Here is a 25921-nt window from a genome sequence, read left to right as displayed (position 1 = left end):
AGAAAATGTATTATTTTTTCAGTCGCTATTTTATTCGCTATTTTATTGATACGCTGTGCTGCTTAGCCGACTGTTTATCTGACGCAAGATGTAGGCACATATCAAGCAGTCGATTGGCATAACCCCATTCATTATCATACCATGCAAACACTTTATACTGATTGCCCACTTGCATCAATTGCTCACCATCAATGATTAACGACTCAGGCTGATGGATAAAGTCACTCGATACTAATGGCTCATCGGTATAAGCCATGATGTTCATCAAGTAGCCTGCGCTAGCGGCTTTTAGTGCCTCTCTCATGGCTTCGACAGTGACATCGGGTGTCGTAAATACAAAGGTGACGTCAATAGCAGCGACATTGATGGTAGGTACGCGAATAGAATGACCATTAATTTTACCAATCATATTCGGCAAGACGCGCTCGGTGGCGGCGATACTACTCGAGGTGGTCGGGATGATATTATATCCCGATGCACGCGCCCGTCTTGGGTCACGGTGCGCTTGATCAAGCACGGTTTGGTCAGCGGTGACAGCATGAATTTCGGTCATCATCGCCGACTCTACCCCGAAGGCTTTATCCAAAGTATCAATGAGTGGCACTAACGCTTGCGTGGTACAAGAAACACTAGAGATAATCGGTAAGTCCGTATTCAGCTCGTCGCTATTGACCCCCATCACAATACAAGCATCCACATTATCAAAGGGTGCGGCACCGATAATCACTTGACTGGCGCCCGCGTCAATATGTAAATGTGCTTGCTCGTAAGCGCGAAAATAACCGGTACACTCGAGCACGACATCAATGCCTAGTGTTTGCCATGGTAATTTTTGTGGGTCTGCTTCTGAGAGCATACGAATGCAGTAGGTATAGTCGTTTTTGGTCAGACACAATTGCGTCTCACTGGTCTCGTTAGCATTATGCGTAACTAACTCCGCATTTACCCCAAGTCGGCTTAAGCGTCCATGCGTACTATCAAATTTTAATAAATGCAATAAAATATCAGCGGGTGCTAAGTCATTAATTGCCACGACGTGAATCGCACGTCCTAGCACTTCAAAGCGTTCTAGCAGCGCGCGTAGTACATTGCGCCCTATGCGTCCAAAGCCGTTAATCGCCACTCTGAGCGGCTGTGTATGGTCACTATTGGCATGAAAAGCGGTCGCAACCGCAAAATCGGAGGTCAGACAGTATTTAGCTCTAGAAAAATCAGGCATAAGACGTTATCACTATCCATGTGGAAAATCGGGGTGTTCAGGCGGCATATAGAAAATGACGGCATGAGAGTAAGCGTGCTGATATCAACACGCTGTTAAAGTTTTAGTTATAGGTCACTATTTATAGATGATTATAATGAGTAGCTGTTATGAATAACTTACGGGGTAATAAAAATCAGTGCTAGACGAATGGTATTGTAATCGAGCGTTTGTTTTAAATGTTCATAGATGGGCTTAATTTTAATATTGCCATCATCCGCAAAGTCATTGGGATTATTTGCCACTTTAATAACTACATAAGCATTACCAACAGCCGTCATCACCGCATCATCAGGACGCAAATGGTCACAAGCAAGGCTTGGGTCTTGGCGTTTCAAATCACTAATATGGCGCATAATGGTCGATTGTGCAAGTCCACGCGCTTCAGCAATCTCCACAATGCTCAGGCTTGCTTCTAATAATAACCGTGTGGCAAGTAAAGTGCTTGCAGATTTATCAGCGATTTGATTGCCCAGTTTCTGTTTTTTGTTTTGTTGTGCTAATTGCTGTTCGCGGCGCTTTTTTTGTAAGCTGGCATAGGCGTCAATGACGGATTTACTTAATGTACCACCCGATTTTAAGATAAAGTTATCATGTTCTTGCTTCATGCTTTTTTCATCAAGCATGGCATAATTGGCATCGGCTTCATCAGAAAGCACCAAAAAACGCTTATCCGCACCGCGCGCCAGTGGGTCTAATTGTAAGCTCATTTCATTCATACCAAGCAGCTGCAAACCTGCCAGCGATTTAAGCCGTGACAGCGCCACATAGCCTTGCCCCAGCTCAAAAGTGCGTGATAAATCAATCTCGGCGGCATCAAGGGTCATGCCTTGTGACTTATGAATGGTAATTGCCCATGCCAAGCACAGCGGCACTTGCTCGTAACTTGCCAGTACCTCGCCGTGCTCATCTTCAATAATCCACTCTTCTGGCTCAGCAACCACTTCACGCCCTGTATTTAATCTGACGACTGGCATTTTTTTGGTGATGGCTACTTTCTTCTTCTCTTTTGATTTTTCTTTCTTATCGACTTTTGCTTTAGACTTACTGTCCGTGTTTGCGTCATCATCAATGAGCGCATCACTCTTACTACTGTCGTCTTCCACTTTTACCGCAGCAAAGCCAACCAATTCGCCCATCGTGCCGTTAGAAACGCCAAGCTCAGTATTATTTTTAATAAACATTACTTTTGCGCCAACTTTTAAGATAAGTTCATCTTGGGTACGCACGGTCTTTTTTAGAGTCTCAACCAGTTTAGTGTCACCGTTTAAAGTGGCATCAAAGCGCATGGTCTCGCCTTTTAAATCGGCAAGCTCTTTATCATTGATTTTATTGACGTTCAAATTATGGGTATATAAGCGCGTGCGTTTGATATCGATATCTTGATTAAAAGTATTTTCAAGGGCGGTAATCGATTCAAAACTCACTTCTTGACGACGAATTTGATTCAAAATATCGTCCAAATCAATACCCCCATTTGCCTCTTCGCTCACCTGACGATGTTGCTCACTGAGATAACAAATGTGAAAGCTCGCATCAAGCCACGCTTGCGACATAAAGGCAAACTTTTCACGATTACTCTCACCGCGACTGCCAATCGGTGGCAACTGAAAAAAGTCACCGGCAACCACCACCTGAATACCACCAAATGCTAACGGACTTTTACGCACGTGCTTGAGTACTTCATTAACCACATTCAGCTGCTTGGCATGGAGCATTGATATTTCATCGATAATCAGCACCGCAGTGTCTTTAAGTCTATCCGCTAAAAACTGCTTACGTGCTAAATTGCTCAAATCACGCTCGGAGAGCTCATCCTTAATACCGATACCTGACCAGCTATGAATAGTCGTACCATTCATATGGGTTGCAGCAATACCGGTACTTGCAGTGACAGCAACGGGCACACGGCGCGCGCGCAGATAATTGATATATTGGTTAAGGGTATAGGTCTTGCCTGAACCTGCTGAACCCGTCAAAAAGACGTTTTGACCTGTTTTTAGAATATCAAGAGCAGAAGATTGACGCATATATCCAAACCAACCAATAATATAAGAAGAAGAAAAATGAATAACGATAATGGTTAAAAATACTTAAGAACAATTATAACAGCTCGCTTGCCATTGCAAACCACTTTAACGCCATACCGAGATATAACTTAACGTTATATAAATTGCTACAAACTATTATTAAAATTAGCTATCAGTCCGGACAAAAGCTCAGTAGGATAGAGTGAGCTTGTAAAAGACAGTAATACGATCAGGAAGATCAAACGTTGTCTCAGTTCATTAACGAGGCAGATAACTTAACAAGGAGTGGTTCATGTTATACGCTTATCCTAATACTGAAAATAGTCCGGTACAATTTCGTAAAAAGTACGATAACTTTATCAATGGAGAATGGGTTGCGCCTGTTGATGGTGAATATTTTGATAATCCAAGTCCCATTGATGGCAAAGTTATCTGTCAAGTGGCACGCTCTAAAGCCGCAGATATCGAAAAAGCATTAGACGCCGCCCATGCTGCAAAAGATGCTTGGGGTAAAACCAGCGTCACTGAACGCTCTAATACCTTACTAAAACTTGCCGATAGTATCGAAGCCAATCTTGAAAAAATCGCTATTGCTGAATGCTATGAGAATGGCAAACCAGTTCGCGAAACCCTTGCTGCTGATATTCCACTAGCCGTTGACCATTTGCGTTATTTTGCTGGTGCTCTGCGCGCGCAAGAAGGTGGTATCAGCCAAATCGATGAAGATACGGTGGCATATCACTTCCATGAACCTCTTGGCGTGGTTGGGCAAATTATCCCGTGGAACTTTCCCATTTTGATGGCGATGTGGAAGCTTGCCCCTGCCCTTGCTGCCGGTAACTGCGTAATTCTAAAGCCTGCTGAGCAAACGCCTGCTTCTATTTTATATATGCTCGATGTTATTGGCGCGGCGGATATTTTACCCAAAGGCGTGCTTAACGTGGTTAATGGCTTTGGCGTTGAAGCGGGAAAACCGCTTGCCTCGAACCCACGTATTAATAAAATCGCCTTTACTGGTGAGACCACAACTGGTCGCCTAATTATGCAATACGCCAGTGAAAACATCATTCCAGTGACGTTAGAGCTTGGCGGTAAAAGTCCTAATATCTTCTTCGCTGATATTATGGATGAAGATGACGATTTCTTGGACAAAGCTATTGAAGGCTTGCTTATGTTTGCCTTTAACCAAGGGGAAGTCTGTACTTGTCCATCTCGTGCCTTGGTACACGAAAGTATCTATGACGAGTTTATTAAACGCTGTATCGCGCGCGTAGAAGCCATTAAATTAGGCAATCCGCTCGACACTGAAACCATGGTTGGCGCACAAGCCAGCTCTGATCAATTAGAAAAAATCCTCTCCTATCTCGATATTGGTAAAAAAGAAGGCGCAAAAGTGCTCATCGGTGGTGAACAAGCTAAACACGATGGCGACATTGCAGACGGCTATTATGTGCAGCCGACTATCTTTGAGGGCACAAATAACATGCGCGTGTTCCAAGAAGAAATCTTTGGTCCCGTACTTGCGGTGACTACTTTTAAAGATGACGAAGAAGCCATGGCTATCGCCAACGATACGCTATATGGTTTGGGCGCTGGGGTGTGGACACGTAATGGCACGCGCGCCTATCGCTTTGGACGTGGTATTAAAGCCGGTCGCGTGTGGACCAATTGTTACCATCATTATCCTGCACATGCAGCATTTGGCGGTTATAAACAATCGGGCATTGGGCGTGAAAACCACTTAATGATGCTCAACCATTATCAACAAACCAAAAACATGCTGGTGTCTTATAGCACCAAAGCAATGGGCTTTTTCTAAGATATTTGTTTGCAGGATTTTATTTACAGCGTCATGAAGTTATAGCTTAGAACTTTCTTAATCATTTAACTTAGTCTCTTAAACTGAAAGAAAACAACTGGAGTACTATCATGAGTAACAAAATGAAAGCTGCGGTATTACATGAGTTTGGTCAGCCTTTACAAATCGAAGAGGTAGATATTCCTACTCCAGGTGCTGGCGAGATTTTGGTTAAGATGCAAGCTTCAGGTGTTTGTCATACAGACTTACATGCGGTTGAAGGAGACTGGCCAGTAAAACCTAGCCCACCATTTATCCCTGGACACGAAGGCGTAGGCCTGATAACAGCGGTTGGCGAAGGCGTGACCCATGTCAAAGAAGGCGACAGAGTTGGCGTTGCTTGGCTATATTCTGCCTGTGGTCACTGTACCCATTGTTTAGGTGGTTGGGAAACTTTGTGTGAAAGCCAACAAAACTCTGGTTATTCGGTCAACGGTAGTTTTGCAGAATATGTTCTGGCCAATGCCAACTATGTCGGTATTATCCCTGAGAGTGTTGATTCCATTGAAATTGCACCCGTTTTATGTGCAGGCGTTACGGTGTATAAAGGCCTTAAAATGACCGAAGCCCGTCCGGGCGATTGGGTCGTTATTTCAGGTATCGGCGGACTGGGTCATATGGCCGTACAGTATGCGATTGCTATGGGACTAAACGTTGCCGCCGTAGATATCGATGATGAAAAACTTGCCTTTGCCAAAAAGCTAGGCGCTACTGTCACTGTTAATGCTAAAGACACGGATCCTGGCGAGTATCTTAAAAAAGAGATTGGTGGTGCTCATGGTGTGCTAGTAACAGCCGTATCCTCTATAGCATTCGATCAGGCACTGAGTATGGTAAGACGTGGTGGTACGGTGGTCTTTAATGGTCTACCAACAGGCGATTTCCCAGTATCAATTTTTGATACCGTTCTGAACGGTATTACCATTCGTGGTTCAATCGTTGGTACACGACTCGACTTACAAGAGTCATTAAATATGGCAGCAGCAGGCAAAGTAAAAGCGACTGTCACCGCTGAACCATTAGAGAATATCAATGATATCTTTGAGCGTATGCGTAAAGGACAAATCGAAGGGCGCATTGTAATTGACTACAATATGTAGCTGTATGATAGTTTGGTGATTAGTACGCTTAATCATCAATGATAGGTCGTATCATTTTCAGCCACATGGTACTACTCATGTGATTGATTGGGATACGACCTTTTTTATTTCTATATAGAACACTTATTTTTAAGAATTAAAATTTTAACGATAAGGAATACCGCATGAAACTCACAGCTACGGAATCCTGTAAAGCGCTGATTAACTTACTAAAATCCAAACATGGCGAGTTAATGTTCCATCAATCAGGCGGCTGCTGTGATGGCAGCTCTCCCATGTGTTATCCATTAGGCGAATTTAAAGTAGGCGGGCAAGATGTGTTGGTCGGTGAACTGGCAGGTTGCCCATTTTATATGGGAGCCGCACAATATAAATTATGGCAACATACCGATTTAACCATCGATGTGGTCAATGGTCGCGGCGCCAGCTTTTCGCTAGAAATACCCGAAGGTAAGCGTTTTATTCTGCGCTCGGAGATATGTGCGGTTGAAGACTAAATAACAGTATTTAATCACCATTCACTCAATCACTCACTCGCTAACTAATATTCACAACTCCCCAGCATTTAGGAAACTGCATACAGCCATAAAATGACTGACCTTGCAGTGTACCTTTTTTAGCAACGCGCTCAATCATCTCACCATTACATTTTGGGCAACTAGGTATATCAGCACGAATACCAGTAGAAACATTAGAAACATTAGAAATGCTAGGATTGTTCACGGACTCAGTAACGAGAGTATCATTATTAACAGGTTCTACTTCAGCAAGCGCAAATGGCGTGATAAAAACGGTATTACCCATAAAGTTATCATTTGTAAAACTATCATTGATAAAATTATCCATCGGCGATTTATCTTGCTCAACTTGACCAGACCATTGATGAATTTCTCTCGTTTTAGCTGCAATTTGTACTTTTGGTATAGTGTTTAAGCCTGTATTAGGCTTGGTATTTAAAATTTTTGCCGGTGCGTTTATTGGCTGATTACTTGCATTACCATGCTTATTTTTTAAATACGCTTTATGCTGGCGATTGGTTCGCCAAGATTTAGCAAAGCGATTGGTTTCTATCTGCTCAACTATCGACTGAACGTCTGCTTCGGTGAATATTTTATCCTGCTTTCTTTTAATATAAGACACCATGCCGCTCTTCATGACATGCTCAGGTAGCTCATCAGCCGTCTTAATCTCACATTCTCCAATAAATACAATCATAGAATGAAAATAATGCATATCCAAATCCAGTAACTCGGATAAGGTTTTGATATGTAAATAATTCTGACGTAATGGGTTTTGGAACTTGTACTTTCTACCCATTATGGTTTGCGTCCATTGCGCTTGCTTTTCACTCCCAAATATCCAACCTTTATAATGCTTAGTTTCAATGACGAAGATGCCATGAACAGAAACGATAACATGGTCAATCTGAGTACTGCCACCATTAGCTAATGGCAAGGTTATGTTATTTAGGAGGTGGTAAGTATGCTTATCAAGCATGAGCCACGTGGCAATGTTGATAACTGTCTCGCCTACTATGCCTTTAAAACTGGATATCAGTGACATATTTTTTATCTCAGTATAATAATGCCGTAAAAAAGGCGTTAGCGCGTCTTACTTGCTCACTTAATTTTTGCGATGATATCATAAACAATTGTTTTATTACGCTATAAAAATCGTCAAGCTAAAGGTAGACTGTCACAGCATAATAACTAACGTTAATTTTAATTTTGCTCTTTGGATTATAAGTATGAATACATTCCCTACTGCTTTACTCAAAATAACGCTGAGTACCTGCTTATTACTGTCATTACCAGCCGCAACTATGGCTGCTACCCCACAAAAATGGAAGTTGGATGTGCCAAAAACCAACGTCGATTTCAAAGTCGCGTATTTAGGCAATGGCACGGTTGACGGGCAATTTCATAAAGTAAACGGCAATATTAACTATGATATAAAAAAACCAACGCGCACTACGATAAATTTTACTGTAGATACCAGTAGCGTCGATACCGGACGCCGCCTGCGAGATAAGTTTTTGCGCCGAAAAGAGCTGCTGAATAGTGCACAGTATCCGACGATGACCTTTGTCTCAAAGAAAGTGAATATGATTAACGCTAAAGAAGCGGACGTAACGGGTGACTTTACGGTGTTGGGTCAGACCAAACCGTTAACCGTCAAAGTGACACTTGCCAATGTTGAAAATGATCCTGTCACTAAAAAGCCTACTTTAAAATTTCGCGCGACTGGCATCATTGATAGATATACCTATGGCGTGACTGCGTTTCCAAAAGTCGTCGGTAATATGATACCGCTTGATATTACGGGTCATCTGATTGCTGCCAGTTAGTTTTACTGTTAAAAATGCTACTAAAAAATATCAAAAAAAAGAGTATTTAGAAGTCTAGCTACTCTTTTTTAGTTTTGGGATTTGGTTATTCTAAAGGTTAGAAAACGGCAAAAGATTAGACTCTAGATATGAATGCTTTATAAGTGGTGAAATATGCGCGGCATGGGTCGGTTTCTCTTTAATGATTTTACTCGGCGCTCGTCCCTCACGCGCCATTTTTCATCATGGTGGTTAAGCAAGGCGTTGTTTTATTTATTTGAATTTTCATCTTCTAGCACTTGTGAAGAACACTATTGCTAACCTTCACTACGATGGCTGTTGCGTCTATCAAGTTAACAGAACAGATGTCATGACGTTATTCCAAATAATTCCTCATAGCACTGGCAAATAACTTCTAAACAGCTTTCTAAGAACTTATCATCAACATAAATTAAAGTTTCAATTTCTGATACATCACCTTCATTTCTAAAAGATGAATTAGCAGGTGTAATTTTGAACGGTAGACTATTTCGTTTTTCTAAAAGTTTTGTATAGGAAGCACCTTTTCCGTGCTTTAATACATTAATTGCATAATAGAACAGTTCGAAATTTTCGAGCAATACTATCTTATTATTTTTTTCAAGCTTCTGTTTTAACTCTTTAAAAGCTGAACCTTTCTCAACCTTAATTTCATTTTGGATTACTGCTTCAAATAACGAGAACATTCCTATAGCAAAAATGGCTCTCTCCCATTGCATCTTTTGAAGTGTTAATACTAATCTACTCGAACCTGAATCCTCAAGTTCAGTATAAATTAATCCTTCGATTCTATTAAAATTTTCAATATGTGTTTCTGTACTTTCAGATATGATTTGAATAAATCTTTACACCGTTATTTTCCTTAATATATTCAATAGAGAACAACTCAAAAAATCAAAAATTACACCATAAAAAAGAGCTGCCAAATTAATCTAGCAGCTCTTTCATAAACTTAAAACTAAGTCTTAATTAAACCAAACTAGTCACCGCTTCAATCACCGCTTCAGTAGTAATACCAAACTCTTTATACAACTGTTCAGCAGGTGCAGATTCGCCATAAGTGGTCATGCCAATCACTTTGCCATCTAAGCCGACGAACTTATACCAGTAGTCGACATGCGCGGCTTCTACTGCTACGCGGGCACGGATATTGGCAGGCAATACGGCTTCACGATAGCTAGCGTCTTGCTCTACAAAAATCTCAGCACAAGGCATAGACACCACACGCACACCTACGCCATTTTGGCTTAATGTTTCATACGCTTGCATGGCAAGACCAACTTCAGAACCTGTAGCGATGATAATCGCTTGTAGCTCGCTTTGTTCTTTAGCAAGCACATAACCGCCTTTAGTGATATTGCTAACTTGCTCAGCATCACGTTGTTGATGTGGCAAACTTTGACGGCTAAAGATTAGTGCTGATGGATTATGCTTTGATTTAATCGCTTCAACCCAAGCACTAGCAGATTCTGTCGCATCACAAGGACGCCATGTACGTAGATTAGGCGTGGTACGTAGGCTAGTCAATTGCTCAACCGGCTGATGCGTTGGTCCATCTTCACCCAGACCGATAGAGTCATGCGTGTAGACATGAATCACGCGCTGCTTCATGAGCGCGCCCATACGTACGGCATTGCGCGCGTATTCCATGAACATAAGGAAAGTGGCAACATAAGGAATAAAGCCGCCATGCAGCGCGATACCGTTGGCAATTGCCGTCATACCAAATTCACGCACGCCATAATAAATATAGTTGCCAGCGTCGTCGTCTTGGATGCCTTTTGCGCCTTTAAATAGCGTCAAGTTAGAACCCGCTAAATCGGCTGAACCGCCAAGCAATTCTGGTAATAAAGGCTGTAAAACATTAATCGCATTTTGACTGGCTTTACGACTGGCAACATCACCGCCTTGTTCTTGCATTTGTTGAATATAATCTTGTGCTTTTTGATTAAAGTCCGCAGGTAAATTACCTTGTAGGCGGCGTTCTAATTCGGCAGCCAATTCTGGATATGCTTTTTTATAATTCTCAAAGTCCGCTTGCCAGTTATTTTGTAACGCTGTACCTTTCGCTTTACCATCCCACGCTTGATAGATTTCTTCATCTAATTCAAATGGGGCATGTTTCCAAGATAAGGCATCACGGGTTAACGCAATTTCATCATCACCCAGTGGTGCACCATGACTGATGGCTAGACCTTGTTTGTTCGGGCTACCTGCACCAATCGTGGTTTTACAAATGATTAGACTTGGCTTCGTGGTTTCAGTGATAGCATCATTGGTCGCTTTAGTAATCGCATCCGCATCATGACCGTCTACCTTGATGACTTGCCAGCCATACGCTTCAAAACGCGCTTGGGTGTCATCCGTGAACCAACCTTCAACATCGCCGTCAATTGAGATGCCATTATCATCATAGAAGAATACTAATTTGCCAAGTTTAAGCGTACCGGCAAGCGAGCACACTTCATGACTGATACCTTCCATCAAGCAGCCATCACCTAAAAATGCATAGGTATGGTGGTCAACGATGTTATGTCCGTCACGGTTAAACTGTGCCGCTAACGTTTTTTCAGCAATCGCAAAACCAATCGCATTCGCAATCCCTTGACCTAATGGACCAGTCGTCGTTTCTACACCTGGGGTATAGCCAAGCTCAGGATGACCAGGGGTTTTCGAGTGCAATTGACGAAAGCTTTTTAGGTCATCAACGCTAACGTCATAACCGGATAAATGCAGCAACGAGTAAATAAGCATCGAGCCATGACCGTTTGATAATACAAAGCGATCGCGATTATACCAATTAGGATCAGCAGGGTTGTGTTTTAAAAACTTGCGCCACAATACTTCCGCAATATCCGCCATGCCCATCGGCGCACCGGGGTGACCAGAATTGGCTTTTTGAACCGCATCAAATGAGAGTACACGGATGGCATTGGCTAACTTACGTTCACTAATTGGAGCTGGCATAGAGTGTCCTAGTATTACTGATAAGAGGAGAGTTTACTCAGAGGATAACTAAGTAAGGATGCGACCTGCACCCTTACAGTGCAGACTATAAAATCAAAGGCTAATATTAACATATTTGGCACTAGCCACGCCAAAAAATGGCATGACAAGGCCGTTTGTATTTAACAATGATTCATATCAGTTTTATCAAATTGCTTATGAAATTACCTATCAGAGTAAGCAGCGAATCATAAAAGCAAAATAGCTATCTAAGCTGAAATGGTTTCAGCACCGCCCATAAACGGACGCAATACTTCTGGGATGGTAATACTACCATCCGCGTTTTGATGATTTTCCATGACCGCTAATAAGGTACGACCAACCGCCAAGCCTGAACCATTTAACGTATGCGCCAGACTAGTTTGCTTGCCGTCTTTAACGCGTGTGCCCATACGGCGTGCTTGAAAGTCGCCACAGTTTGAGCAACTTGAAATTTCACGATAGGTATCTTGGCTGGGTAACCACACTTCGATATCGTACGTTTTTTGCGCGCTAAAGCCCATATCGCCAGTACAGAGTTTCACCACGCGATACGGCAAATCCAGCTGCTGTAAGATAAATTCTGCTTGTCCAGTCATGGCTTCTAGCAAATCATCAGATTGCTCAGCCGTGGCAATATTGACCATTTCAACCTTTTCAAACTGGTGCTGACGAATCAAACCACGGGTATCACGACCATGCGAACCGGCTTCACTACGGAAACAGGGCGTATGCGCGGTGAACTTTAATGGTAATTCTTTGATATCCAAACGCTCACCACGTACCAAATTGGTCATCGGTACTTCAGCGGTTGGAATCAGATAAAAATCAGTGCCGTCATTATTGGTATGATTGGTCAATTTAAACAAATCATCTTCAAATTTAGGCAGTTGACCCGTACCTTTTAAGCTTTCTGAATTAACAATATAAGGTACATACGTTTCGGTATAGCCATATTTCATGGTGTGAGTATTAAGCATAAATTGAATCAATGCACGATGCATCTGTGCCAATTGCCCTTGTAACACACTAAAGCGACTGCCCGTTAATTTAGCTGCCGCTTCAAAATCAAGCATACCAAGCGTCTCACCAATATGGCTATGGTCTTGAACATCAAAATCAAAGCTACGCGGTGTGCCCCATGTGCGCATCTCGACATTATCATCTTCTGACGTACCAACAGGCACATCGCTTGCAGGCAAGTTAGGAATTTGTAGCGCCGCTTGATTGATACGTTCTTGCAAGGTACGCAATTCATCTTCAGCGGTCTTAATCTCGCCGCTCACGCTTTGCATTTCCGCCAATAATTCACTGGCATCTTCACCAGATTTTTTGAGATTACCGACCTGTTTTGCTCCGGCATTACGACGCGACTGCAAATCTTCCGTTTTTACTTGCAATGCTTTGCGCTCAGTTTCGATGGTTTGCCAAAAATCGATATCAAGGGCATAACCACGGGTCGCCAGTTGCTGCTGTAAGTCGTGCAAGTCGCCGCGTAAGAGTTTCGGATCAATCATAATATCTGCCTATAGCGCTGATGGTCGAGGGATAAAAAGAATATTAAAGGGGTTAATATAAAATAGTTGCTATGATAACAAGACCCAGCCGTTTTGACTATGTCTTGACAGCGTTTTGACCATGTTTTGACTGCGTTTTCGCGTGCGTCTATTATCGCTTAATAGCTGTAAATATGTGCGATAAGCGCAGACAGACCTGCTTATCTGTTTCATTTACAGACGCTTTTCGGTAAGATAAGCACAGAGTCCAATTCCACCTGCAGCCAAGTGACGCGTAATCGTTTACGCTCAACGTTTTTTATTTATTGACTGTTATCCAACGCTTTTAATCTAAGTATCTGAGAACCTTTTATGGCCCTTTACCCTTACACGCTACAACCTGTCGCCTTAAACCTCACTGAAGCTGAGTTTCAACAAGCACAATACGAGCTATTTACTAACGCTCAACCCTCTTTTGGTCTAAAAAGCCTTAAGAAAAAAGAATGGATTATTATAGGCATCGGTGTCGTATTAGCAGTGTCAGGGTTAATGTTTGTAACGGGTTATTCCACCATTATCTTTTGGATGATGCTGGTCGCCATCGTGATTTACCTCTTAGTGCGCACTCTTGGTTTTAAATGGTATGTCAAAAAAGAGTTTGAAAAACAAGTCGCCGCGCAAGAAATGCCCGATGAGATGCGTCAAATGAAACTTGGCGTACAAAAGCATGGTCTAGTCATGGCAATGCCCGTCAATCAAACCGATATGTTTAATAACAATCAAATGCGTGGTATGCAAATGCGAGCGGGCTCAATGCAGCAAGCCGTTATTCCGTGGAGTGCGATTAAAAGCTGGGATGAAACAGACGACTATATCTTTATGATGTTTGAAGTAAAAGGTCAACAAGGCAGCCAAATTGTACCAAAACGCTTGCAGGCACAGAAATTCCCCATTGATACTGTGCGCCAACATTTGCAAGAAGTCGTGCCGATTCGAGGCTTACAAACCGCACACTTACAGCAGCCTGAGTCATAGGGCAATAGCGTTGAGTTATTAACGGCTTTCAGTGTTGTTATTGATAGTATTATTATTAGCGGTATCAATATTGGTTTTATAAAACATAACATCGGTTTTGATTTGTTTAATTTAACTTATTATGAATAGTTTGTTATGATGATAGCCATTAAAGATAAGACGATTATTAGACTGATTTAACTATTGATTTTTAACTATTAATTATTTTTTAAATCGGTGTTCTTTTTACTCACACTACAAGGATAATATTATGAGTAACACAACTATCAATAACGATACCAACCAAATTGGTCTAGAAACGACTGAGATAAGCCAAGTCATTGCAAAATTAAATGGTTTATTGTCTAGCTACCATATGTTCTATATCAACGTGCGTGGTTACCACTGGAATGTTAAAGGTGAGCACTTCTTTACTTTGCATCCTAAATTTGAAGAATTATATACTGCGCTACAAATCCAAATTGATGAAATTGCAGAGCGCATATTAACCCTTGGTGGCACGCCGCTACACGCTTATAGCGACTTTGCTCAGCATACTAGCATCAGCGAAGACAAGAACGTAAAAGACGGCACGCGTTGTGTCAATGGTGTGGTAGCTGGTCTACAGGAATTGATTGAAGAGCAACGTCAAGTGTCTGCACTGGCAATAGAAAGTGAAGATCAAGGCTCAGCAGATTTGGTTGATGCTTATGTACAAGAACAAGAAAAACTGGTGTGGATGTATACTGCATTTTTAGGCTAATCACTTTAGATGAATATTGTTCTAATAATTTAACCGCAAAATATAAAAAAGCACCCTAATTAAGGTGCTTTTTTTTGGCAAAATTTATTTAAAGAAAATAAATTATTTTTGCATCCATTGGCGCATTTTTTCGCGCTCAGCAGGCGTAGCATTGAGCCATAGCTGCATAAACTGGTCAAGATTATTAGTAGACTGATTGGTGCTTGCAACGGGCGCTACGCTATAACTGGTAGACGACACGGCACCAGAAGTCACAGCGGGCTGACCCAATGCTGCAATCGCTTGCTGGTTTTGTAATTCCGCATCACCGCCGCCACCAAACACGCCGCCCATTGCTTTACCGAGTCCTGAGAAGATACTGCCATCATTACCGCCTAGGCTTTTTTGGCTTGCAACTACGGTATTATTTTGTTGTATCGCCAAAACTGGACTTTCAGCATACTTTTTGGCAGCGGCATAGTCTTCTGGCTGATTGAGCATGGTCAAACGATAAGTTTGATTATCCGCCAAATCTGCTGCCACACTGATATTGCCTGAACGCAAATAATCATGCTCGTCACGGCGCAAATTATATAAACGGTCATATTTAGCAGTAATCACATGCTTACCGGGCTGCAAGATGAATTCTTTGGTTAAGGACTGAAAAACACTTTGTTTGAGCTCTTGACCATTGATAGCGGTGACTTTAATGTTGTCGTCTACCAGTAGCGTCACTGCCGCATGAGAGAGCATAGATAGTGAACCCACACCAACCAATAACGTGCTAACCGTCAATTTTTTTAGTCTAGAAGCAGTGATTTTCATAAGCTATCCTATCAATAATGATGACATTAGGGGTAAGTGGAGGTAGATTAAATAAAGGTGGCAATAAGAAACCGTATGGCGTGCTACTTGACCAAGTTAAACGCTTTGAGAATCTAAAATTCTAATGGCATAGTTTGATTGTCATGGTCTGCCGCGAGCTTGTCCACTTGTGTTTCTTGGGTAATATCAGCAAGCTCAGCCACCAACGTTTGCTCGTCAATCGTGCGCATGGCATCACTAATGACGGCTTTGGAGATATTACTACGTCCAAGATTAGAGAACATAGGCTGGATATAATTGAGTACCACCATCATGGCACCGATTCGATGCGGTCCTTCATTGAGCAGATAATCAATAATACGCTCATCAAATTGCCAACCACGGCGACGTAAAATAGACTGCAATAAAGCTTGACGGTCGGCTAGATCGCGACCATTAGGTACTTTAAAGGTCGGTGCTTGTGACAACCTACTCAATAAATCTGTTAATTGAAACGGTAGTTCACCTGCAGGTTTATTCGCGGCAAATAATAACTGACGTTGCCCTTCTCGGCTACGATTAATCAGATGAAACAAAGCCTCTTGCCATTGGCTACTCTGTTCAAGAATCTCTAAATCATCAATAGCAATAACGTCGAAAGTCTCAAGTGAGGACAACACATTGACATCAGTATGTATCAGCTCATTGAGCGACAGACAAATCGCAGACTTATCCATTTCAACGAATGATTCACAGATAGCGGATAACAGGTGAGATTTACCGGTGGCGGGGCTGCCGAACAGGTACAGTTGACCAATCAGCCCGACATGTAATTGCCGTACTGCATCAATAATTGACATCCAACCGGGACCGGAAAAGTCGCTGAGACTCGCATCATGCTTGATGTCCAGATTGAGACTTAGCTGTGCTTCTGCCATGAATCATCAACTCAATTTGCGTAGCGCGCAATAGCTAACTAGAAGGCTACTCACTATTTTATTTTTATTAAACTCACCGTTATTTTACCAGTGATATATTTGCATTCACTAAAACTGCTTTCTCGAGTTTATCTATTCGAGGCGCAATGAATTATCTACTCAAAGCACAAACACATCTTACCCTATCAGAACCACTATAGTAACGGCAACATTGCAAAAATGTCGCCTATATATACCATACTTACAAAATGACTGACAAGTATTTTGGGTATTGAGTCTGATTAGCGGTTCGTTTCAGCGCTGATATATTATCAAATTAGCCCATTAAGCTATCGTTAATAGTAATAAAATGATTAATAGCCATTAAAATGTCTTGTGCTGATGTCTTTATTTTCTTTCAAATAAATCCAGTTGCTTGCGACCTTTATAAAAATCAGTGGTTCGATAATGAGCATACAAATGAATAAACAGCACATTCAGCACCGCAGATACAGGTAGAGCAATGAGCATACCCACAAAGCCTAATAAGCCTGCGCCTGCCAATACGGCAAAAATAACCCATAATGGGGACAAACCAATTTTATCACCCAGTAATAAGGGTTGCAGCACATAGCCTTCAGCCGCTTGTCCCACTAAGAATGCACCGACAATTAAAGATAAATGGAACCAGTCGAGACCGAATTGGAATAAACCCGCGACAATAGAGGCAATAAATCCTAAACCAAAACCTAAATAGGGCACAAAACTTGCGATACCCGCTGTCATGCCGATGATAAGCCCAAGCTCCAGTCCAATCAGCTGTAGCTGTACGGCATAGATGATACCCAACAACACCATCACCAATAATTGACCTTTAATAAATGCCATTAACGCTCGGTCACATTCTTGCGCAATACCAACAACCTTTTTACTATACGCAGCAGGAATAGCCATTTTCCAACTCAATAAACGTTGGTCCCAGTTGAATAAAAAATAAAAGGTTAAGATAGGCACTAACACGATAAGACCAGCACTATTAATAAAACTCATGCCTGAGGCCAATATTTGAGTCATGACGCTACTGGCATCTGCAAATTTATAATTCGTTTGCATATACTCAACCAGCGTTTCAGAGAAACCTTTGACTTCTAATGGTGGCAATTGAATACGGGTGTAATTAACAATCCATTCTCGCGCTACATTATTGTACCAACTTAAAATTTGTGGTAAATATTCCCAAGCGGCTTGCATTTGACGCCACAGGGTTGGCACCAGCCACCATAACAGTATCACCATGCCTATGGTAATCGTGGCATACACCACAAGAATTGCCATCCAACGTCTGATGTATTTCGATAGTTTTTTGACCAGCGGATTAAATAAATAAGCAAGTACAAAAGCGCAAAGAAAAGGAATAATAACCGGCATCATCAGATGCAGCATTACTAATGCGATCACAATGGCAACGACGATAAATAATCGCCGAAAAAAAGGATCTATCGATTGGTGAATCATGACAGGCAATCCTACAAGTAAGCTGATAGTGTTGTTATAAGTATAATATGGTCTAGGCTAATTATTTTATTATCGCAGAGTCGATAAAAAAAGCAGTGATTTTTTGTTTCTTAGCGATTTATTTAGCGCATATGTTCAGTGTTAGCATAATTATCATCAATGTTGGTCGAATATCGACAAGTTGCTTTGCGAGTGTGGTCTATTTTTGGGTATAATGCGCGCACTATTATCAAATTCTTCTTCATTAATTTCGTTAAATGTCTTTAATTCCCTATCCCAACTGTGAGATGACCATGAGTAACAAGCCTTCTTTAAGCTACAAAGATGCTGGTGTTGATATTGATGCTGGCGATGCGTTGGTTCAGCGCATCAAATCCGTGGCAAAAGCCACTACTCGTCCTGAAGTAGTGGGTGGACTTGGCGGCTTTGGCGCGTTGTGCCGCATTCCAACGGGCTACACCTCACCGCTTTTAGTATCTGGTACAGATGGCGTCGGTACTAAGCTAAAATTAGCCTTACAACTGAATCGTCATGACACTATCGGCATTGATTTGGTCGCTATGTGCGTCAATGATTTATTGGTTTGTGGTGCTGAGCCGTTATTCTTTTTAGATTATTATGCAACGGGTAAACTTGATGTTGATGTTGCTGCTACCGTAGTAAGTGGTATTGGTGATGGTTGTAAGTTGGCAAACTGTGCCCTTATCGGTGGTGAAACTGCTGAAATGCCGGGTATGTATCAAGACGACGATTACGATTTAGCCGGATTCTGTGTCGGCGTGGTTGAAGAAGCAGAAGTCATCACTGGTGACAATGTTGCCGAAGGCGATGTGCTGATTGCTTTAGCCTCAAGTGGTGCCCATTCTAACGGTTACTCATTAGTACGTAAAGTTATTGAAGTCAGTGGTATTGATGTGACGACTAGCACTGAACAGCTAGATGGACAGTCTATTCAAGATGCGCTCATGGCGCCTACTCGCATTTATGTTAAAGCTATTAAAGCGTTGCAAGATACGCTTGGTAACCACAACCTGCATGCGATGTCACACATCACTGGTGGCGGTTTAACGGATAATTTACCTCGCGTTCTTCCTGACAATCTAGCCGCGAGCATTGATACCAACAGCTGGCAGTTCTCGGAATTATTTACATGGTTACAAACGCAAGGTAATATTGATCAAAGCGAGATGTACCGTACCTTTAACTGTGGCGTAGGTTTTGTGATTGTCGTGCCAAAAGATAAAGCTGACGAAGCCATTCAAACGCTAAATGACGCGGGCGAAAATGCTTGGGCAATTGGTGAGATGGTCAGCCGTGAAGCGGATGCCGTGGTGTACCGTTAATGCCAGCGCATGAACTACCACTAAGCAATACACAACAGCAGACTAAGCCGTTACGCATTGCAGTCTTAGTATCAGGCAACGGCAGCAATCTGCAAGTATTAATAGATGCGATGCAAGGTGGCGCGTTACCGATTGACATCGTTGGCGTTATTAGCAACCGCGAGGACGCTTATGCCGTCACGCGCGCGCAGCAAGCAGGTATTCCTATTGCGGTGTTGTCTCATACGGAAAGCGGCAAGCGTATGGGTATTAAGACTTTTGAGACGCATGCTAGTGCCCAGCTTGCAGCTTGGCAACCTGACCTGATTATATTGGCAGGCTTTATGCGGGTATTGAGTGCCTCATTTATCGATAATGTACCAGCGCCGATGATTAATTTGCATCCGGCACTACTGCCCGCTTATAAAGGGCTTGATACCCATCAACGCGCCATTCAAGCAGGCGAGCGTTATCATGGTTGTAGTATTCATGTGGTCACCGCTGAGCTTGATGCAGGGCAAGTATTAACCCAAGCCTTGCTAAACATTAACATCAAAGATACGGCTGAGAGTTTACAAACCCGTGTGCAACAGCTTGAACATCAACTGTTACCATGGACGATTTTATTATTAGCAAAAGGTGCGTTATCTCTTGATGCTGATGAAACCTCTAAATCTGTATCCGCTCATTTACCCGCATTACCCTTGCAGTTATTTTTAGATATCTAACTGATTTCTAGCTGATTTCTAATATCAAAGGTAGTATGACTAGCATTAACCACAAAAAAGCCCCGTTGTTCTTCTTAGAATAACGGGGCTTTTTTGCATCAGATATTTAATATTAAAAATTTCAAATATTTTTAAAATAAATGATTAATCACCGGAATATCTTGATGTTCTTCTTCATCAGCAACCACTTGCCTTGCCACATGCATAATTAACTGTCGTAACCAGCGGTGAGCTGGATGATGCTGTAATAAAGGCGACCACGCCATCGTCAGCTCAAATTCAGGAATAAAAAACGGTGGCTCTTTCATGATGATGCTGGTATTGTTTGTCTGCATCCGCGCCACTCGGGTCGGCAACGTGGCAATAAGATCTTTGTTGGCAGCAAGCATTGCTGGCATCTGATAATGACGGGTAAAGACACTGATTTTGCGCTTTTGACCCAGACGTTGCAACGCTTGATCGATAGAGCCCAGACCGCCAGACTTCTCTGGATTAACGCCAAAGCCCACGCCCATACCTGTTTTTGACACCCAAACGTGCTGACCTTTTAGATAGTTTTTCAAATTAAAGCGATTGGCATAAGGGCTATCAGCAGACAGTAAACAGCTAAACGTATCACGCCAAACCAATACTTGGTGAAAGCTTTGTGGAATCTCATTGAAACGATTAATCGCTAAATCGACGCGCCCTTGTTCCATATCGCGATACGACACATCAGAAGGTGTTAAAAAGTCTAAAATGACATTAGGCGCTTCAGAACGCAATGCTTTAACCAACTTTGGTACGAGCGTCGCTTCAGCATAATCTGAGGTCATAATACGGAAAACACGCGAGGTACTATAAGGTCGAAACTCAGTACGCGGCTCAAGAACTTGCGTCAAATCAGCGAGTACTTCACGAATGCGCGGCTGTAGCTCTAACGCGCGCTCTGTTGGCGTCATACCTTCTGATGAACGTACCAATAATGGATCATTAAATAACTTACGTAAACGCCGCAAGATATTACTCATGGCTGGCTGGGTGATTCCCAACTGCTCAGCGGCGCGTGTGACATTTTTCTCCCGAAGTAATACATCTAAATGTACCAATAAATTTAAATCAACCCGCTGTAAATTCATATGTATTTCTCTTCGCCCTAGAATAAGTACCACTTAAATTTCGACAATCTATCTGCTACGCTTACCTAAATTCAATTTAAAGTAGCGCTTTAAATGTTTTTTCTTAACGATATTGTATTTTTTAATAATTGCTTTAATTTAGTTTTTAAGTCTCAAACCCTTGTTTATATTGTACTATAAATAAAATAAATACCAAGGATAACAACCATAAATTAGATAAATTATAGCAAGGTCGCTATAGTGAGCATCATAAACCACCTAAAAGGTAGGTTATAAATTTCGCCAAGTTATGCTTTGCATTTATATTAGAATGTAATCACTTAAATTGTAACGACATAATAACTAATATCGAATACAATGACTTACTATCAACAACGCCTCATGAGCGTTTATTTGACAAGTTAAAATTTTTATCTTTAAATGCGTCATGAGTTATTGTATCATTTCTTAGCGATAAGTAGGCGTACTGCTGAATTAGTATCGTAGAGAAATTTATATACTCCTGAATTATTATTCAGTGCTGCATCAGCTTATCTATTGCTGTGAACAAATAGCTCGAAACTCGATGTTAGTTTACAGAACACAAAATGTTTCTATTTTTAGCACTCTACTCATTTAAAACCCTTGTTTTTTTTCTTAGGTTTGTTTAGGGTAAGTACGGCTAAGATTTATGATCAATTGCTACTTGTGGTTTATGGATTGAACTTCAATACATTCTTAGTCATGCTTGCAACAATTAAGTTTCGATATAACCAATGTAATCGCAATCCCCGCAATTTCAGTGCAACAACATAGTTATAATCACTTTCATACTTGATTTTTTGTGCGTTAATCTTTAATACCCCACCAAGGAGAAGTCTAGATGTCAACTTATACATCTGCAATCGAACGTGTACGTGAATTGAAAGCAAAATACGGCAACTGGGAACACATCAGCGAAACTGATGCTGCCCGTATGATGGTACAAAACCGCTTTAAAACTGGTTTAGACATTGCAAAATATACTGCAAAAATCATGCGCCAAGACATGGCAGAATACGATCAAGATACTTCTAAGTACACTCAGTCTTTAGGTGCATGGCATGGTTTTATCGCTCAACAAACCATGTATGCAAACAAAAAGCATTTCGGTACTACTTCTAAAAAATACATCTACTTATCAGGTTGGATGGTAGCTGCCCTTCGTTCAGAATTTGGTCCATTACCTGACCAATCTATGCATGAAAAAACCGCAGTATCTGATCTTATCGAAGAAATCTACACCTTCTTACGTCAAGCTGATGCTAAAGTACTAAATGACTACTTCCGTGAGCTAAACGCTGCTGAAGAAGCGGGTCAAGACACTAAAGCTATTCAAGATAAAATTGAAAACTTTGAGTCGCATGTTGTGCCAATCATTGCTGATATCGATGCTGGTTTCGGTAACGAAGAAGCGACTTACTTGTTTGCTAAGAAACTTATCGAAGCAGGTGCTTGTGCACTACAAATCGAAAACCAAGTATCTGATGCTAAGCAATGTGGTCACCAAGCGGGTAAAGTTACTGTACCGCATGAAGACTATATCTCAAAGCTTAACGCTATCCGTTATGCATTCTTAGAACTTGGTGTTGAAGACGGCGTTATCGTTGCTCGTACTGACTCTGAAGGCGCATCACTAACGCAAAAAATCCCAGTATCAAATGAGCCAGGCGACTTAGCTTCTAAATATATCGATTTCATCGAAATGGAAGAAGTTACGCTAGAAACTGCTAACGAAAACGATAGCTTGCTTAAGCATGACGGCAAATTGGTTCGTCCTAAGCGTTTACCAAACGGTCTGTATCAATTCCGTGAAGAAACGAACATTGACCGCGTTGTTCTTGACTGCGTAACTGCTCTTGAAAACGGTGCTGATCTACTATGGATCGAAACACCTACTCCTAACGTTGAACACATCAAAATGATGGTTGATCGTATTAAAGAGCAACAACCACAAGCGAAATTGGTCTATAACAATAGCCCATCGTTCAACTGGACGCTAAACTTCCGTAAGCAAGTAATTGCTGCATGGGAAGCTGAAGGTAAAGATATCTCTGCTTATAACAAAGATAACTTGATGAGCGGCGATTACGACGATACAGAATTGAACACTGCTGCTGATGAGCTTGCGAAAAACTTCCAACGTGATGCTGCTCGTGAAGCAGGTGTATTCCATCACTTAATCACACTACCTACTTACCATACTGCAGCTTTAGAGATGAACGAATTGTCTAAAGGCTACTTCGGTGAAGACGGTATGCTTGCTTATGTTGCTGGCGTACAACGTAAAGAAATCCGTGCAGGTGTTGAAGCAGTTAAGCACCAAGCAATGGCTGGTTCTGACATCGGTGATGATCATAAAGAGATCTTCTCTGGTGAGAACGCACTGAAAGCTGGTGGTGGTAAAAACACTATGGATCAGTTCAAATAAGCCATACTCTATAAAGTACATTTTATAGAAAAAGAAAAACCGCCTTACATAATGTAGGGCGGTTTTTTATTGTCTTTAAACTTGATTATCTTTAAATTTTATTGCCTTTAAAACAGTCTACGTTTAGACAACTTTATAGCTAAATAATCGTTATTCTTAATACCTCTAGTGCATACCCTCTTTGGTTAATAGCCACCTTTAACTCATCTTAAGGTTTAAGATATAAAGCTCCTTAAAATTAAGCATGACTATCTTCTATGTTATCACTGCTCTCTTTCTCAAGTAACTTTTGGCGTTTGGACATTATGCGATATTTTTTATGCTTACCAACACTAATTTCAGTCGTTATAGACTTATGATTCCTATCAACCACTATTGTTTTATTTTGTATTTTGGCAACTTTATTTCACTAAAACATAACAGCATACGACTACAATAAAACATAAGCGCTACTAACTGAATAATTTGTCATTCTCTAACGCTATCGATAGGATGATAAAGTCACCATTATTGGTTAAAACAAGCATTGGTTGAAACAAGCATTGGTTGGAACTAACATTTTTACAACTGTCGTTACTTGAAATTAAGGGAAAAGCTCATGCAAGAAATAGAGTTGAAATTTTTAGTGCCCCAAGCCCAATTGAAAGGTTTAATGCGCCAAGCAAAGGTTAAATCCTCACAAGATATACACATGGCTGCCCACTATTTCGATACCCGCAAGCAACAGCTAGCAAAGGCAGGCATCGGTCTGCGTATTCGCCAAGAGGGTGATACGTGGGTACAAACGATTAAAGCCGGTGGCGATGGTATCGCTGCGCGCTTAGAACATAATGCCGTCTTGGATAACGAGCATGTCCAAACGATGCTTGATAACAATAACTTGATGCCTGATTTGACCATTTATAAAGAAACGGCAATTGCGCCTGCTTTAGCTGACTTCAAGTTAAAAAAACTGGCTAAAAATTTAACTCGTCAGTATGTGACCGATGTGCAGCGTACCACTCGCTTGCTAGCAAATGGCAAAGATGAGCATAGCAGCAGTCTTGAAGTTGCTTATGATTATGGGGAGATTATCGACGGTAACGATGAGAACCAACGTCAAGTCATTCAAGAAATTGAGTTTGAGCTGATTTCAGGTGAGATAGAATTTTTATTTGAAACCGCTAAAATCTGGTGTAAGCGATATAAATTGTGCTTATCTACGGTAACCAAAGCTGAACGAGGCGGTTTGCTAATTAACGGGCAAGACTATAGCGCCGCGGTCAGTGCTGATTTGGCGCAGCTGAATATCAGCAAAAATAGCAGTGTGCCCACATTTATACGCGCTGTCGTACATAACTGCTTGCTACAAATATTACCAAACAGTAGCGCCATTGCGGCTGGTAGTGACGATCATAATCATGTTCTACAACTCTCTATGGGACTTAACCGCCTATCTGTCGCTCTCAACACTTTTAGTACCTTCTCCGAGCAGATAAATGCTGAATGGCACTCCATTCTCAGGCAAACTGAGACCTTAGTAGATGCCTACCTCGAGCTTGATTATCTGATGGCGCATATCGAACCGACATTACAAGAGCATGGTGCACCCAGCGTAGATTGGACAGCAGAACCTGAGAAAATGACGAACAAACCTGTTGATGCGGTGTGTGCCAATACCTTTCAGCTGACATTATTAGCGCTTATTGAATTTACTATGAGTGACCCTTGTATTGAAGCTGAGTCATATACCCTCGCAGTAGATGAACTACCAACCATTTTATCTAAAAAGTATATGGAATTACTGGAAACTGTTCAAAGTCTTGACAATAAGGACGCTAATGTTCCTGAGTACAAGGCTTTAGAATCTAACCGTTTATATCCTAACGATTTAACGGTTAGCATTTTAAATAAGATATACCGTCAACTAGACGCTTTAAAATATATAAGTGAGTTTGCAGCGCCACTATATTCGCCAAAGAAGAGCAAACGCTGGTTAAAACAATTGATAAAAGCACAAAAATCATTAGAACCATACTATTATTATCTACAGTGCCAACAGCGCTATCAACAACAAATAGCCACAGACGCTAACGCATTATATGGCGCTGGATGGTTTGCTGCTAAATTACAGAGTGAACGTAAACACTGCCAAAAATGCCTAAACCGTCTCAAAGACAGCGCGATATTTTGGTGATAAATTTTTAATAAAAAGTTGACTATAAAAAAGACAGCGCCATT

20 protein-coding genes are annotated in these 25921 nt (G+C 41.5%); 10 read left to right on the top strand and 10 right to left on the bottom strand.

The window, feature by feature from the left end; all coding sequences use genetic code 11:
- Nucleotides 1–37 precede the first annotated feature (37 nt).
- The gene (locus tag AOC03_RS09825; protein WP_062535541.1) at nucleotides 38–1219 is read right to left on the bottom strand and encodes a type I glyceraldehyde-3-phosphate dehydrogenase; all 1182 of its coding nucleotides are present in this window, start codon (nucleotides 1217–1219) and stop codon (nucleotides 38–40) included.
- A 158-nt stretch (nucleotides 1220–1377) separates the two neighbouring features.
- The gene (locus tag AOC03_RS09820; protein ID WP_062535539.1) at nucleotides 1378–3288 is read right to left on the bottom strand and encodes an AAA family ATPase; all 1911 of its coding nucleotides are present in this window, start codon (nucleotides 3286–3288) and stop codon (nucleotides 1378–1380) included.
- Nucleotides 3289–3580: 292 nt separating this feature from the next.
- Here AOC03_RS09820 and AOC03_RS09815 point away from each other — a divergent pair, with 292 nt between their 5' ends.
- From AOC03_RS09815 to AOC03_RS09805, 3 genes are all read left to right on the top strand, one after another.
- Nucleotides 3581–5107, top strand: coding sequence for an aldehyde dehydrogenase family protein (locus AOC03_RS09815; RefSeq protein WP_062535537.1), 1527 nt, complete (start codon nucleotides 3581–3583; stop codon nucleotides 5105–5107).
- Nucleotides 5108–5217: 110 nt separating this feature from the next.
- A complete protein-coding gene (gene adhP, locus AOC03_RS09810; protein WP_062535535.1) occupies nucleotides 5218–6246 on the top strand; it encodes an alcohol dehydrogenase AdhP in 1029 nt (342 codons plus the stop codon).
- 164 nt (nucleotides 6247–6410) lie between these two features.
- The gene (locus AOC03_RS09805) at nucleotides 6411–6743 is read left to right on the top strand and encodes a DUF779 domain-containing protein (protein WP_062535533.1); all 333 of its coding nucleotides are present in this window, start codon (nucleotides 6411–6413) and stop codon (nucleotides 6741–6743) included.
- A gap of 40 nt (nucleotides 6744–6783) precedes the next feature.
- Here the strand turns inward: AOC03_RS09805 and AOC03_RS09800 are convergent, their stop codons facing one another.
- A complete protein-coding gene (locus AOC03_RS09800) occupies nucleotides 6784–7809 on the bottom strand; it encodes an NERD domain-containing protein (RefSeq protein ID WP_062535532.1) in 1026 nt (341 codons plus the stop codon).
- 184 nt (nucleotides 7810–7993) lie between these two features.
- On the opposite strand from AOC03_RS09800, the gene AOC03_RS09795 reads away from it, so the two are divergent.
- Nucleotides 7994–8593 (top strand): YceI family protein, encoded by a 600-nt coding sequence (locus AOC03_RS09795; protein ID WP_062535530.1) that lies wholly within the window; start codon nucleotides 7994–7996, stop codon nucleotides 8591–8593.
- A 347-nt stretch (nucleotides 8594–8940) separates the two neighbouring features.
- Here the strand turns inward: AOC03_RS09795 and AOC03_RS09790 are convergent, their stop codons facing one another.
- The 3 genes from AOC03_RS09790 to serS form a co-directional block, all read right to left on the bottom strand.
- On the bottom strand, nucleotides 8941–9330 hold the full coding sequence (locus AOC03_RS09790; RefSeq protein WP_062535527.1) for a hypothetical protein: 390 nt from the start codon (nucleotides 9328–9330) through the stop codon (nucleotides 8941–8943).
- 250 nt (nucleotides 9331–9580) lie between these two features.
- Complete coding sequence (tkt, locus tag AOC03_RS09785) at nucleotides 9581–11578, bottom strand: transketolase (protein ID WP_062535525.1); 1998 nt, start codon at nucleotides 11576–11578, stop codon at nucleotides 9581–9583.
- A 248-nt stretch (nucleotides 11579–11826) separates the two neighbouring features.
- Nucleotides 11827–13113: a serine--tRNA ligase gene (gene serS / locus AOC03_RS09780; protein ID WP_062535523.1), complete on the bottom strand. Its 1287-nt coding sequence runs from the start codon at nucleotides 13111–13113 to the stop codon at nucleotides 11827–11829.
- 351 nt (nucleotides 13114–13464) lie between these two features.
- Between serS and AOC03_RS09775 the strand changes: the two genes are divergently transcribed.
- Both AOC03_RS09775 and AOC03_RS09770 read left to right on the top strand, forming a co-directional pair.
- Nucleotides 13465–14127 carry a YcxB family protein gene (locus AOC03_RS09775; protein ID WP_062535521.1) on the top strand — a complete coding sequence of 221 codons (663 nt, stop codon included), beginning with the start codon at nucleotides 13465–13467 and terminating at the stop codon, nucleotides 14125–14127.
- A 250-nt stretch (nucleotides 14128–14377) separates the two neighbouring features.
- Nucleotides 14378–14869: a Dps family protein gene (locus tag AOC03_RS09770; protein ID WP_062535519.1), complete on the top strand. Its 492-nt coding sequence runs from the start codon at nucleotides 14378–14380 to the stop codon at nucleotides 14867–14869.
- Between the two features lie 102 nt (nucleotides 14870–14971).
- Here the strand turns inward: AOC03_RS09770 and AOC03_RS09765 are convergent, their stop codons facing one another.
- From AOC03_RS09765 to AOC03_RS09755, 3 genes are all read right to left on the bottom strand, one after another.
- Nucleotides 14972–15673 (bottom strand): DUF2057 family protein, encoded by a 702-nt coding sequence (locus tag AOC03_RS09765; RefSeq protein WP_062535517.1) that lies wholly within the window; start codon nucleotides 15671–15673, stop codon nucleotides 14972–14974.
- Nucleotides 15674–15786: 113 nt separating this feature from the next.
- Nucleotides 15787–16590, bottom strand: a complete 804-nt coding sequence (gene hda, locus AOC03_RS09760) for a DnaA regulatory inactivator Hda (RefSeq protein ID WP_062535515.1) — start codon at nucleotides 16588–16590, stop codon at nucleotides 15787–15789.
- 387 nt (nucleotides 16591–16977) lie between these two features.
- Nucleotides 16978–18084 (bottom strand): AI-2E family transporter, encoded by a 1107-nt coding sequence (locus tag AOC03_RS09755; RefSeq protein WP_062535512.1) that lies wholly within the window; start codon nucleotides 18082–18084, stop codon nucleotides 16978–16980.
- Nucleotides 18085–18377: 293 nt separating this feature from the next.
- On the opposite strand from AOC03_RS09755, the gene purM reads away from it, so the two are divergent.
- Nucleotides 18378–19427, top strand: coding sequence for a phosphoribosylformylglycinamidine cyclo-ligase (gene purM, locus AOC03_RS09750; protein ID WP_062535510.1), 1050 nt, complete (start codon nucleotides 18378–18380; stop codon nucleotides 19425–19427).
- On the top strand, nucleotides 19427–20134 hold the full coding sequence (gene purN, locus AOC03_RS09745; RefSeq protein ID WP_062535508.1) for a phosphoribosylglycinamide formyltransferase: 708 nt from the start codon (nucleotides 19427–19429) through the stop codon (nucleotides 20132–20134). Before purM ends, purN begins: the two co-directional genes overlap by 1 nt.
- A 131-nt stretch (nucleotides 20135–20265) precedes the next feature.
- Here the strand turns inward: purN and AOC03_RS09740 are convergent, their stop codons facing one another.
- Nucleotides 20266–21252, bottom strand: coding sequence for a LysR family transcriptional regulator (locus tag AOC03_RS09740; RefSeq protein ID WP_062535506.1), 987 nt, complete (start codon nucleotides 21250–21252; stop codon nucleotides 20266–20268).
- Nucleotides 21253–22114: 862 nt separating this feature from the next.
- On the opposite strand from AOC03_RS09740, the gene AOC03_RS09735 reads away from it, so the two are divergent.
- Both AOC03_RS09735 and AOC03_RS09730 read left to right on the top strand, forming a co-directional pair.
- Nucleotides 22115–23701: an isocitrate lyase gene (locus AOC03_RS09735; protein ID WP_062535504.1), complete on the top strand. Its 1587-nt coding sequence runs from the start codon at nucleotides 22115–22117 to the stop codon at nucleotides 23699–23701.
- Nucleotides 23702–24299: 598 nt separating this feature from the next.
- Entirely contained in the window at nucleotides 24300–25877 is a 1578-nt protein-coding gene (locus tag AOC03_RS09730; protein ID WP_062535501.1) for a CYTH and CHAD domain-containing protein, read from the top strand.
- Nucleotides 25878–25921 lie beyond the last annotated feature (44 nt).

The sequence above is a fragment of the Psychrobacter urativorans genome, from assembly GCF_001298525.1.
Lineage (GTDB): Bacteria > Pseudomonadota > Gammaproteobacteria > Pseudomonadales > Moraxellaceae > Psychrobacter > Psychrobacter urativorans_A.
Note: the sequence above shows the minus strand (reverse complement) of the source record. Positions and strands in the feature narration are given on the sequence as shown.